Source organism: Thauera sp. GDN1 (genome assembly GCF_029223545.1).
Lineage (GTDB): Bacteria > Pseudomonadota > Gammaproteobacteria > Burkholderiales > Rhodocyclaceae > Thauera.
Window position 1 is genome coordinate 3,035,513 of the sequence record NZ_CP097870.1, and the last position, 12,010, is coordinate 3,047,522.

The window sequence follows — 12,010 nt, forward strand, 5'->3', positions numbered from 1 at the left end:
CCGCACTCACCATGACCGGACGCCCACCCCACGGTACGCCCCCCGCTGGTACGCCCCGCCTGGTGCTGAAGGGCATCAGCAAGGTCTATCCGACCGTGGTCGCCAACGACCGGGTCGATCTGGCGGTGCAGCCGGGCGAGATCCGCGCCATCCTGGGCGAGAACGGCGCCGGCAAATCGACGCTGATGAAGATCATCTACGGCGTCACCCGCCCGAGCGCCGGGCAGATCTGGTGGGAAGGCGAACAGGTCGAGGTCGAGAACCCGGCGCACGCGCGCAGCCTGGGCATCGGCATGGTGTTCCAGCACTTCTCGCTGTTCGAGACGCTGACCGTCGTGGAGAACGTGGCGCTCGCCCTGCCCGGCAAGCCGGCGCTGGACGAACTGGCGCAGCGCATCACCGCGGTGTCGGAGCGCTACGGCCTGCCAGTCGATCCGCGCCGCCACATCCACGCGCTGTCGGTGGGAGAACGCCAGCGCGTCGAGATCATCCGCTGCCTGCTGCAGAACCCGCGCCTGCTGATCATGGACGAGCCCACCTCGGTGCTGACCCCGCAGGCGGTGCGCAAGCTGTTCGAGACCCTGCGCCAGCTCGCGGCCGAGGGCTGCGCCATCCTCTACATCAGCCACAAGCTCGACGAGATCCAGGAACTCTGCCACTCGGCGACCGTGCTGCGCGGCGGCAAGGTCACCGGGGAATGCGTGCCGGCGCGGGAGACGCCCGCGTCGATGGCGCGGCTGATGATCGGCAAGGACCTGCCGCACTGCGAGCACGGCGTGGCCAGGACGGACGGCGACGTGCGCCTGCGCCTGGCGGGGCTGTCGCACGCCTCGGACGATCCCTTCGGCACCGACCTCAGGGACATCCACCTCGACGTGCGCGCCGGGGAGATCGTCGGCATCGCCGGGGTGTCGGGCAACGGCCAGCAGGAGCTGCTGCGCGCGATCTCCGGCGAGGAGCCGCTGAGCGAGAGATTCCCGGTGCAGATCTGCGGCGTCGAGGCCGGCCGGCTTTCGCCCGGCCAGCGCCGCAAGCTGGGCCTCGCCTTCGTGCCCGAGGAGCGCCTCGGCCGCGGCGCCGTGCCCGGCATGTCGCTGGCGGACAATGCGCTGCTCACGGCGGCCCACAACCAGGACCTGGTCGCCGGCGGCTTCCTGCGCTTCGCGCGCGCACAAGCCTTCGCCCGACGCTGCATCGAGGCCTTCAACGTCAAGTGCGGGGGCCCGGGCGCTGCGGCCAAGTCGCTGTCGGGCGGCAACCTGCAGAAGTTCATCGTCGGCCGCGAGATCCTGCAGGCGCCCCGGCTGCTGGTGTGCGCCCAGCCCACCTGGGGCGTGGACGTCGGCGCCGCCGCCTTCATCCGCCAGGCGCTGATCGACCTGCGCGACCGCGGCTGCGCGGTGCTGGTGATCTCGGAAGAGCTCGACGAGCTGTTCGAGATCTGTGACCGCATCGCGGTGATCGCCAAGGGCCGGCTGTCGCCCACCCGCCCCGCGTCCGAGACCACGGTCGAAGACATCGGCGTGTGGATGAGCGGCATGTGGCCGGGCGCCGAGCCGAATCCATCCAACGAATCCAGACCGCTGCCCGCGCACGCGGAGTCCCTCGATGCTTGAACTCGAAGCCCGCGCCGAGCCCTCGCGGCTGATGTCCTTCCTTTCGCCGCTGCTCGCGGTCGTGCTGATGCTCGCCGGCGGCATGCTGGTGTTCGCCGCCCTCGGCAAGGACCCGGTCGAAGGCTTCCGCATCTTCTTCCTCAACCCGGTCAAGGACCTCTACGGCCTCTCCGAGCTGCTGTTGAAGGCCACGCCGCTGATGCTGTGCGCGATCGGGCTGGCGATCGGCTTCCGCGCCAACGTGTGGAACATCGGCGCCGAGGGTCAGTTCATGCTCGGCGCGGTGGCGGCGACCGGCGTCGCGCTGCATTTCGAGGGTTCGGAGAGCGCCCTGCTGCTGCCGGCGATGATCGTCGCCGGCGCGGCGGGCGGCGCGGCCTGGGCGAGCATCCCGGCGCTGCTGCGCACACGCTTCAACGCCAACGAGATCCTGGTGTCGCTGATGCTCGTGTATGTGGCGCAGCTCCTCGTGTCGTGGCTGGTGTTCGGGCCGTGGAAGGACCCGGACGGCTTCAACTTCCCGCAGACGAAGATGTTCGGCGACGCCGCGCTGATGCCGGTGGTGCTGGAGGACACCCGCCTGCACCTGGGCTTCCCGATCGCGCTCGCGGTGCTGGTGGCGGGCTACGCCTTCATGAACCGCAGCTACGCCGGCTTTCGCATGCGGGTGGCGGGCGAGGCGCCGGACGCCGCCCGCTACGCCGGCTTCTCCGCGCACCGCATGATCTGGATCGGCCTGCTGCTGGGCGGCGCCGCGGCGGGGCTGGCGGGCATGGGCGAGGTCGCCGGACCGATGGGCCAGCTCACCGACAAGGTCGGCAGCGGCTACGGCTTCGCGGCGATCATCGTCGCCTTCGTCGGCCGGCTGAACGCCTTCGGCATCCTGCTCGCCAGCCTCTTGATGGCGCTGCTCTACATCGGCGGCGAGCAGGCGCAGCAGTACCTGAACCTGCCCAGCGCGATCTCGATGGTGTTCCAGGGCATGCTGCTGTTCTTCCTGCTGGGCTCGGACGTGTTCATCAACTACCGCCTGCGGCTGCGCCGCCGCGCGGCCTGAAGAAGGACGAGCGATGGACGCGAGCCTCTTCACCTCGATGCTGTTCGCCACCGTGGTGGCGGGCACGCCGCTGATCATCGTCGCCCTCGGCCTGCTGGTGAACGAGAAGGCCGGGGTGCTCAACCTCGGCGCCGAGGGCATGATGGCGATGGGCGCGGTCGCCGCCTTCGCGGTCACCCATCACAGCGGCAACCCCTGGCTGGGCGTGCTCGCAGGCATGGGCGCGGGCATGGCGATGGCGCTGCTGTTCGGCGTGCTCACGCTCACGCTGATGGCCAACCAGGTCGCCTCCGGACTCGCGCTGGCGATCTTCGGCGTGGGCCTGGCGGCCTTCGTCGGCAAGCCCTACGAGGCGGTGGCGCTGCAGGCGGTGCCGCCGATCCGCATCCCCTTCATCGCCGACCTGCCGCTGATCGGGGAGGCGCTCTACAACCAGCAGGCGCTGGTGTATTTCTCCTGGGCGCTGTTCTGGAGCCTGCTCTGGTTCCTGCACCGCAGCCGCGCCGGACTGGTGCTGCGCGCGGTCGGCGAGGCCCCGTCCTCGGCGCACGCGATCGGCTATCCGGTGATCCGTATCCGCTACCTGGCGGTGCTGTTCGGCGGCGCCATGGCCGGCATCGGCGGCGCCTTCCTGTCGGTGTTCTACACCCCGATGTGGGCCGAAGGCCTGGTCGCCGGGCGCGGCTGGATCGCGCTCGCGCTGGTGGTGTTCGCCACCTGGCGGCCGCTGCGGGTGATGGTCGGCGCCTACCTCTTCGGCGGCGTCATGATCACCCAGCTCTTCATCCAGGGTTCGGGCCTGCAGATCGACTTCCCCTCGCAGCTGCTGTCCTCCCTGCCCTACTGGGCGACCATCGTCGTGCTGGTGGCGATCTCGCGCAACGCCAACACGATCCGGCTCAACTCGCCGGTGTCGCTGGGCAAGCCCTACCGGCCGGACGCCTGAGCCGCATGTCCGCCCCCGGCCGACCCGGGGCTGCGGCCTGCAGCCCGGCCGCTCGTGGGGTGCGCCGGAGGGTCGATCGTGCCGCCGGCGTGCTTTTTTCTACGCTGCGCGCCCACAGGCTGGATTAAGCTGGACGGACAGGCTGCACAGCCTGCACACGCTCAACCCGGCTCACGCCCGTCGATGATCCTCGAACTGATCCAGACCGCAGCCCTGCTCCTGGCGCTCAGCCTGCTGCAGGGCCTGTGCATCCGTTTTCTCGCACTCAAGCCGCGGATCGCCGAGATCGCTTCGGGGGTGGTTTTCGGGTCCGTGTGCCTGGTCGGCATGATGATTCCGATCACCCTCGCCCCGGGGGTCATCGTTGACGGGCGCTCCGTGCTGCTGTCGATGGCCGGGCTGTTCGGCGGCCCGCTTGCCGGGCTGATCGCCGGCGCGATCGCCGCCGCCTACCGGATCTCGCTCGGCGGTGACGGCATGCTGGTCGGCACCCTGGTGATCGCCGGCGCGGTTGCGCTCGGCCTGGCCTACCGTGCGGCATGGACGCGCGGCCGGCTGTCGCGGCAGCTGCTCCCCCTGTTCGTGTTCGGAGTCCTGACCCACGCCCTGTCCATCCTCATGATCGGGCTGGTTCCGTCACAGAGCGTGGCATCGGTGTATGCCGCGCTCGGCCTGCCCTACCTGCTGATCATGGGCACGGCGACCGCCCTGCTCGGCGCGCTGCTGCACGACCTCGACACCCGCCTGCACAACGAGCGCGCCCTGCGCCAGCGCGAGGCGCATCTGCGCGCCATCGCCGGTGCCGTGCCCGACATCCTGTTCGTCCTCGACGAGAACGGGCGTTATCTGGAAGCGATGACGCACGACGAGGGCCTGCTCTACCGCGAAACGGACAAGTTCCTGGGCCGGAATCTGCACGAGGTGCTACCGGGTCCGATCGCGGCCGAGCTGCTGGGCGCAATCCGCGATGCCATCCGCTCGGGCAGGCCGATGGCCGTCGAATACGCGCTCGACACACCGAAAGGCCACTGCATCTTCGAGGGCCGCATCCAGGCCATCGAGGGCGAAGAGGCGCCGCGCACCGTCGTCGCGATCGTGCAGGACGTCACCCATCGCGCCACCCTGGAGCAGGAGCGGCGCATCGCGGCGATCGCCTTCGAGTCGCAGCAGGGCATGATGGTCACCGATGCCGACACCCGCATCCTGCGCGTCAACAAGGCCTTCACCGAGATCACCGGCTACCCCGCCGGCGAGGTGATCGGCAGGCCGGCCAGCATCCTGCACTCGGACCGCCACAGCCCCGCCTTCTATCGCGACCTGTGGGCGGAGGTGGAGCACGAGGATCTGTGGGAGGGCGAGATCTGGAAACAGCGCCGCAACGGCGAGGTGTATCCGGAGCGCCTGTCCATCAGCGCGGTCCGTGACGACCATGGCGTCGTCACCCATTATGTCGGCTGCTTCACCGACATCACGCGGACCAAGGAAAGCGAGGCGGAAATCCACGCCCTCGCCTTCTACGATCACCTGACCGCGCTCGCCAACCGGCGCCTGCTGACCGATCGCCTGCACCAGGCGCTCGCACATGCCGACCGCGACGGCTGGCGCGGTGCGCTGATCTTCATCGACCTCGACGACTTCAAGAACATCAACGACCTGCTCGGCCACCAGGCCGGCGACGAGCTGCTGACCCTGGCGGCGGCGCGGCTGCGCGCCGCGGTGCGCGAAACGGACACCGTCGCCCGCTTCGGTGGCGACGAGTTCGTGGTCCTGATCGAACAGCTGCCGGCGGACGAGATCGCCGCCGCGGCCGCGGCGGAACACCTCGCCGAGACGCTGCGCGCGAAGATGGGCGAGCCCTATCCGATCGGCAACCAGCGCTACGTGTGCACGGCCAGCATCGGCATCGCGATGTTCCGCGACCGTGCGCAGACCGTCGAGGCGCTGATGCGCAGCGCCGACCTGTCGATGTACGAATCGAAACGCCAGGGCAAGAACCAGATCCGCTTCTTCGACCCGGTGATGCAGCGCACCGTCTCCGAACGGCTGCAGCTCGAGGCGGACCTGCGCGCAGCCATGCCCCTGGATCAGTTCGAACTGAACTACCAGGCGCAGTGCGACGGCGAGGGCCGGGTCACCGGCGTCGAGGCGCTCGCGAGCTGGCGCCATCCCGAGCGCGGCCTGGTGCCGCGGGACCTGTTCATCCCGGCTGTGGAACGCTGCGGCTTCATGCCGGCGCTCGGGCGCCTGCTGCTGGAAAAGGCCTGCATCCAGCTCGCGCGGTGGGCGGGCGACGCCCGCTTCGGCGAACTGCGCCTGTCGCTCAACGTCAGCGCGACGCAGATCTACGCGCCGAACTTCGTCGCCGACACCCGCGCCCTGCTCGAGCACACCGGATGCCCGCCCGACCGCCTCGTCTTCGAGCTGACGGAGTCGATGCTGCTCACCGACATGGAACATGCGATCGAGACCATGCACGCGCTGCGTGCGCTGGACATCCGCTTCTCGATCGACGATTTCGGCACCGGCTACTCCTCGCTCGCCTACCTGCAGCGGCTACCGCTGGACGAGCTGAAGATCGACCGCTCCTTCGTCCGCGACCTGCCGGCCAACCCGAACAGCCTGGCGATCATCCGGACCATCGTCGCCCTCGCTCACGCACTCGGCCTGCGCGTCATCGCCGAAGGCGTGGAGAACGCCGCGCAGTTCGAGGTCCTGCTCCGCAACGGTTGCAGCGGATTCCAGGGCTTCCTGTTCCATCACCCGGCCACGATCGAGGACTTCGAGGCGCGGCCACCGGATCGCGCATGAGGCCGCGCGGGGCGCCGTCATCGAGGCGCCCGCGGCAGGGCCTGCCGTGCGCTGCGGCCGGCGCTCACACCTTCGCGCTCGGCCGCTCCGCGATGCGGTCGCGCCAGGTCTGCAGGTGGGCCATGCCTTCCGCACCCGGCCTGAACTTCATCAGCCCGCGCGCGAACTCGATCGCGCAGAAGGCGGTGATGTCGGCGATGGTGAAGCGCTCGCCGGCGACGAAGGGCCGGCTGGCGAGCTCGCCGTCCAGCCAGCGCGCAACCTCGCGCATCTTCTCGCCCTGCGAACGGCCGAAGTCGGGGAACTGCGGCTGCTCGAGCGGCGCCAGGCCGGGGTGGGTGTGGCGGATGCAGTTGGCGATGGTGCCGAACAGGTAGAGCTCCATGCGGCGGTCGGTCATCTCGACGAAGGCGCGCTCCTCGAAGCTCTCGCCCATCAGGTTGGGCTCGGGGTGGAGGCCTTCGAGGTAGCTGCAGATCGCGCGCGTCTCGCCGAGGTAGCGGCCGTCGTCGAGCTCGAGCACCGGCACCTTGGCGAGCGGACTCTTGGCGCGGTAGTTGGAGCTGCGGTGCTCGTCCTTGCCGATCTCGACCACCACCTCCTCGATGCCGGCGATGCCCTTCTCGGCGATGAACATCTGCACGCGGCGCGGATTGGGCGCGCGCGGTGAAACGTAGAGCTTCATGAAGTCTCCTCAAGTGTCATGAATCGGCAAGGCCCTGCAAGGGCCGCCCCCGGGTCTCAAACCCCGCCGCTGCGCGACTGCCCGGTCTCGACCATGCTGCGCACCTTCGCCGAGAAGGCCTGCGCCTGCTCCGCGGAGTCGCCGTCGCGGTCGAAGCTCGACGGCGGCATCTCGATGCCGCGCTGCACCGCGGGGCGGGCGCGGATCTGGTCGCGCCAGCGCTTCAGGTTGGGCAGGTCGTCGATCGCCACCCCCGACCAGTTGTGGGTGCGCACCCAAGCCCAGTTGGCGATGTCGGCGATCGAGTAGTCGCCGGCGAGGTACTCGTTCTTCGCCAGATGGCCGTCGAGCACGCGGAACAGCCGCCTGACCTCGCCCTGGTAGCGGTCGATCGCGGGCTGGATCTTCTCCGGGAAGTAGCGGTAGAAAACGTTGGCCTGGCCCATCATCGGGCCGATGCCGCCCATCTGGAACATCAGCCACTGCAGCACGCGCGAGCGCCCCTTGGGGTCCTGCGGCATCAGGCGGCCGGTCTTCTCGGCGAGGTAGATCAGGATCGCGCCCGACTCGAACACCGCGAAGTCGCCCTCGTCGTGATCGACGATCGCCGGGATGCGGCCGTTGGGGTTGATGGCGAGAAACCAGGGCTCCTTCTGCTCGTTGGCCGACAGGTCGAGCACGCGCAGCGAGTAGGGCAGGCCGAGCTCCTCGAGGGCGATCGAGATCTTGTGCCCGTTGGGCGTGGCGGCGGTGTATAGGTCGATCATCGGCATTCTCCTTGGATTCGGGCAGGCCGGCGAGGCGGCGGACGGGCCATGATCGGTGCGTGCGCTCGCTGGCGCAAGCCGGCTGCGTCCGGGGTGGAATATCATCGTTTTCGTATAAGGGCTATCGACCGGCGGGCGCTGCGAAGCGTCTCCCAAGCCCACTAAACTTCATCGCAGAGGCCTGCGCAGCGTCGCCGGCCCGAACGGCAAGAACATTCACCGCCCGCCGCCGCGCGCACGGGCGGACCACGCCACCGACACCGGGAGATCCCCATGAGCTACGAAATCCGCTCCATCCTGTACGCCTCCGACCTGACGCCGCGCTCGCCCGCCGTGTTCCGCCACGCCGTCGGCCTGGCGATGAAGTTCAACGCCCGGCTGCACGCGGTCACGGTCACGCTGCCTTCGAGCAGCCTGCCCTACGAGGAGTTCATCAGCGAGGAGAAGATGGACGAGATCAAGCTCGCCGGGCACAAGAAGGCCGAGGCCCTGCTGCGCCACCGCATCGACGTCTTCGCCGAGGCCAACCCCGACCTCGACGTCAAGAGCGTGCTCGCCAGCGTGCGCGCGCTCGAAGGCGACGCATCGCGCCGCATCCTCGACGTGGCCAAGCACGTGCTCGCCGACGTGATCGTCATGGGCTCGCGCGGCCACAGCACGATCGGCGAACTGCTGCTCGGCTCGGTGGCGCACAAGGTCACGATGAAGGCCGACATCCCGGTGATGCTGGTGCCGATCGACCGCTGAACGACCGCCAATCGCGGCTTCCGCCCCCACCCCGGACGCTCCCGTGGGAGCGGCGGAAGCCGCGATCCATCGCCCCCTCACCCCGCCGGCGGCACGATGCGCCGCCCGCAGTCCGACAGCAGCCGGCGCAGCCAGCGGTGCCCCGCCGAGTGGTGGTTGCGCTCGTGCCAGAGCTGGTAGAAGCGCATCGGCGGGAAGGCGATCGGCGAGGGCACGATCGCCAGCGGCAGCAGGTTGGCGTAGAACTGCGCGAAGTGGCGGGTGGTGGTGTACACTAGGTCGGTACCCTGCAGCAGATAGGGCGCGGCGGTGAAGGACTGCACCACCACGCGCTCGTCGCGGTTGATGCGCATCGACGCCAGCACGCCGTCGATGACGCCGCGCTGGCTGATCGAATACGGCATCGGCACCACGTGCGCGGCGCGCATGTAGTCCTCGGTCGTCATCCCCTTCCTCGCGCACGGGTGGCTGGCCGCGACCAGGCACACGATCTCGTCCTCGAGCAGCATCGACAGGTGCATGCGGTGCGGCGGCTCGGGCCAGTTGCCGATCACCACGTCCAGATCCCCCTCGGCGAGCGAGCGCTCGAAATCGAAGTTGGGCCCCAGCGCATGCAGCGTCAGGCGCGCGCCCGGCGCCTCGCGGCGGAAACGCTCGGCGACGCCGGCGACGAAGACCGGCGCCAGATAGTCGGGCGAGCCGACGCGGAACTCCTGGCGCGTGCTGTGCGGTTCGAAGGTCTCGGGCGCATCGATCATGCGGTCGATCTCGGCGAGCGCGCCCTTGGCGTGCGACATCAGCGCCAGCGCGCGCTCGGTCGGCACCATGCCGCCCTTCTCCCGCACCAGCAATGGATCGCCGAGGATCTCGCGCAGGCGCTTCAAGGCGGCGCTCACCGCCGGCTGCGACTGGTTCATGCGCAACGCGGTACGCGATACGCTGCGCTCGGTGATCAGCAGCACGAAGATGCGCAGCAGATAGGTGTCGAGCGGGTCGTCGCTGCGGCGCAGGCTCATGATGGGTCTCCTCGTGTCGTCATTGTCGTTCTGCGCCCGGGGAGTATGCCGCCCGTCCGAGATAGATACGCGAGAGCATATATCACTTATAAAAACATATGCGATCCGTTAACACGGTAGCGACTTACACTGCGCCTCACACGATCCCCACATCCGCAGCACACCAGGAGACAACAGCATGGGACGCCTGACCACCCACGTACTCGACACCGCCCACGGCAAGCCCGGCGTCGGCATCGCAGTGACCGTCTATCGCCTCGACGGCGAGCGCCGCGAGGTCGCGCGCACGGTCACCAACCACGACGGCCGCTGCGATGCGCCGCTGCTCGAGGGCGCCGCACTCGAGGCCGGCAAGTACGAGATCGTGTTCGCCGCCGGCGACTACTTCCGCGCGCTCGGCCTGGACCTGCCCGAGCCGCCTTTCGTGGACGAGGTCGCGCTGCGCTTCGGCATCGCCAACGTCGACCAGCACTACCACGTGCCGCTGCTGGTGTCGCCGTGGAGCTACTCCACCTACCGCGGCAGCTGAGCCCCGCTTCCACCTCCACGCCAAACAGAACCGATAAAGAGAACAGATCATGGAAGCCTATCTGCTCGACTGGGCCAACCTGCTGGTCCGCTGGCTGCACCTGATCGCGGGCATCGCCTGGATCGGGGCGTCCTTCTACTTCGTGATGCTGGACAACTCGCTCAAGCCCCCGAAGAACCCGAACGATGCGAAGCGCGGCGTGTTCGGCGAGCTGTGGGCGGTGCATGGCGGCGGCTTCTACCACAGCCAGAAGTACCTCACCGGCCCCAAGGGCGAGCCGCTGACCCAGGACCTGCACTGGTCGAAGTGGGAGGCCTACACCACCTGGCTGTCGGGCATGGGCATGCTGGCCATCGTGTACTGGATCGGCGCCTCGAGCTACCTGATCGACAGCAGCGTGATGGCGCTGTCGCAGGCGGCAGCCATCGGCATCTCGATCGCCTTCCTCGTCGCCGGCTGGGTGTTCTACGACCTCCTGTGCCGCAACATGGTGGGCAAGGACGGCCTGCTCGCGGCGATCGTGTTCGTGTTCGTGATGGTCGCGAACTACGTGCTGCACCAGGTGTTCTCGGCCCGCGGCGCCTACATCCATGTCGGTGCGATGCTCGGCACGATGATGGCGGCCAACGTGTTCTTCCACATCATGCCGGGGCAGCGCCGGATGGTGGCGCAGATCCACGCCGGCGAGAAGGTCGATCCGCGGCCCGGCATCATCGGCAAGCAGCGCTCGGTGCACAACACCTACTTCACGCTGCCGGTGCTGTTCATCATGATCAGCAACCACTACCCGATGACCTATGCCAACGCCAACGGCTGGCTGGTGCTGGGCGTGCTGATGGTGGCCGGCGTGCTGATCCGCCAGTTCTTCGTGCTGCGCCACCGCGGCCAGGTGAAGTGGTGGCTGCCGGCGGCCGGCGTGGCGCTGATCGCGCTGCTGATGGTGCTGATGGCGCCGAAGCAGGTCGACGCCAGCGGCGACAAGGTCAGCTTCGCCACCGTCAGGTCGATCATGGCGCAGCGCTGCATCACCTGCCACGCCGAGAAGCCCACCCACGAGGGCTTCGCCCAGGCCCCCAAGGGCGTGATGCTGCAGACCCCCGAGCAGATCGCCGCCAACGCGGTGATGAGCGCGCAGACCGTGGCCAGCGGCTACATGCCGCTCGGCAACCTCACCGGCATCACCGAAGAAGAGCGCGAAAAGATCGCGATCTGGTTCGCCCAGGGCGCCCGTACGGCGGACTGAAAGCGCCGACCGGGCACCACGCCAAGGACAACAGGAAGAGACAGCCATGAGCACCCCCACCACCACCGTCGACCGCAGCGGCGAAGCGCTTGCCGAACTCTCGCGCCTGCCGCAGGACGCCTTCGTCGCCCGCCTCGAGGGCATCTTCGAACACTCGCCGTGGATCGCCGAGCGCGCCTGGAGCGCCGGCCCCTTCACCAGCATCGACGCACTGCACGCCGCGATGTGCCTGGTGGTCGACACCGCCGCGCCCTCGGAGCAGCTCGGCCTGATCTGCGCCCACCCGGAGCTCGCCGGCAAGGAGGCCGAGGCAGGCACGCTGACCACCGCCTCCACCGGCGAACAGCGCGGCGCCGGGCTCGACCAGTGCAGCAAGGAAGAACTCCAGCGCCTGCGCCAGCTCAACAAGGACTACCGCGCGCGCTTCGGCTTTCCTTTCGTGGTCGCGGTCAAGGGCCTCACCCGCCACCAGATCATGGACCGCGTCGAGGCGCGCCTGGCCAACGACCGCGACATCGAGTTCCGCACCTGCCTGAACGAGATCGGCAAGATCGCCCGCTTCCGCCTGGATGCGATGTTCGCGGCCGGCGCCTGAG

The 12,010-nt window shown here is 68.9% G+C and carries 11 protein-coding genes; 8 read left to right on the forward strand and 3 right to left on the reverse strand.

Annotated features, from left to right (window positions below):
• The first annotated feature begins 11 nt into the window (after positions 1 to 11).
• The 4 genes from CKCBHOJB_RS13915 (at position 12) to CKCBHOJB_RS13930 (ending at position 6,427) form a co-directional block, all read left to right on the forward strand.
• On the forward strand, positions 12 to 1,616 hold the full coding sequence (locus CKCBHOJB_RS13915) for an ABC transporter ATP-binding protein (protein ID WP_281049257.1): 1,605 nt from the start codon (positions 12 to 14) through the stop codon (positions 1,614 to 1,616).
• Entirely contained in the window at positions 1,609 to 2,673 is a 1,065-nt protein-coding gene (locus CKCBHOJB_RS13920; RefSeq protein ID WP_281049258.1) for an ABC transporter permease, read from the forward strand. The genes CKCBHOJB_RS13915 and CKCBHOJB_RS13920 overlap by 8 nt, the downstream gene beginning before the upstream one ends.
• Positions 2,674 to 2,686: 13 nt before the next feature.
• Complete coding sequence (locus tag CKCBHOJB_RS13925; RefSeq protein ID WP_281049259.1) at positions 2,687 to 3,619, forward strand: ABC transporter permease; 933 nt, start codon at positions 2,687 to 2,689, stop codon at positions 3,617 to 3,619.
• Between the two features lie 183 nt (positions 3,620 to 3,802).
• A complete protein-coding gene (locus CKCBHOJB_RS13930) occupies positions 3,803 to 6,427 on the forward strand; it encodes an EAL domain-containing protein (RefSeq protein ID WP_281049260.1) in 2,625 nt (874 codons plus the stop codon).
• Between the two features lie 64 nt (positions 6,428 to 6,491).
• Here CKCBHOJB_RS13930 and CKCBHOJB_RS13935 read toward each other — a convergent pair whose 3' ends face one another.
• Both CKCBHOJB_RS13935 and CKCBHOJB_RS13940 read right to left on the reverse strand, forming a co-directional pair.
• Positions 6,492 to 7,112, reverse strand: coding sequence for a glutathione S-transferase family protein (locus tag CKCBHOJB_RS13935; protein WP_281049261.1), 621 nt, complete (start codon positions 7,110 to 7,112; stop codon positions 6,492 to 6,494).
• Positions 7,113 to 7,168: 56 nt separating this feature from the next.
• Entirely contained in the window at positions 7,169 to 7,879 is a 711-nt protein-coding gene (locus tag CKCBHOJB_RS13940) for a glutathione S-transferase N-terminal domain-containing protein (RefSeq protein ID WP_281049262.1), read from the reverse strand.
• 273 nt (positions 7,880 to 8,152) lie between these two features.
• Here CKCBHOJB_RS13940 and CKCBHOJB_RS13945 point away from each other — a divergent pair, with 273 nt between their 5' ends.
• The gene (locus CKCBHOJB_RS13945; protein ID WP_281049263.1) at positions 8,153 to 8,626 is read left to right on the forward strand and encodes a universal stress protein; all 474 of its coding nucleotides are present in this window, start codon (positions 8,153 to 8,155) and stop codon (positions 8,624 to 8,626) included.
• Between the two features lie 77 nt (positions 8,627 to 8,703).
• Here CKCBHOJB_RS13945 and CKCBHOJB_RS13950 read toward each other — a convergent pair whose 3' ends face one another.
• Positions 8,704 to 9,642: a LysR family transcriptional regulator gene (locus tag CKCBHOJB_RS13950; RefSeq protein ID WP_281049265.1), complete on the reverse strand. Its 939-nt coding sequence runs from the start codon at positions 9,640 to 9,642 to the stop codon at positions 8,704 to 8,706.
• A gap of 178 nt (positions 9,643 to 9,820) precedes the next feature.
• On the opposite strand from CKCBHOJB_RS13950, the gene uraH reads away from it, so the two are divergent.
• Genes uraH through uraD form a run of 3 tightly spaced genes read left to right on the forward strand, consistent with a single transcriptional unit; the run spans position 9,821 to position 12,009 of the window.
• Positions 9,821 to 10,171, forward strand: coding sequence for a hydroxyisourate hydrolase (gene uraH / locus CKCBHOJB_RS13955; RefSeq protein ID WP_281049266.1), 351 nt, complete (start codon positions 9,821 to 9,823; stop codon positions 10,169 to 10,171).
• 49 nt (positions 10,172 to 10,220) lie between these two features.
• Complete coding sequence (locus CKCBHOJB_RS13960) at positions 10,221 to 11,414, forward strand: urate hydroxylase PuuD (RefSeq protein ID WP_281049267.1); 1,194 nt, start codon at positions 10,221 to 10,223, stop codon at positions 11,412 to 11,414.
• Positions 11,415 to 11,460: 46 nt separating this feature from the next.
• Positions 11,461 to 12,009, forward strand: coding sequence for a 2-oxo-4-hydroxy-4-carboxy-5-ureidoimidazoline decarboxylase (gene uraD, locus CKCBHOJB_RS13965; RefSeq protein ID WP_281049268.1), 549 nt, complete (start codon positions 11,461 to 11,463; stop codon positions 12,007 to 12,009).
• Position 12,010: the final 1 nt, after the last annotated feature.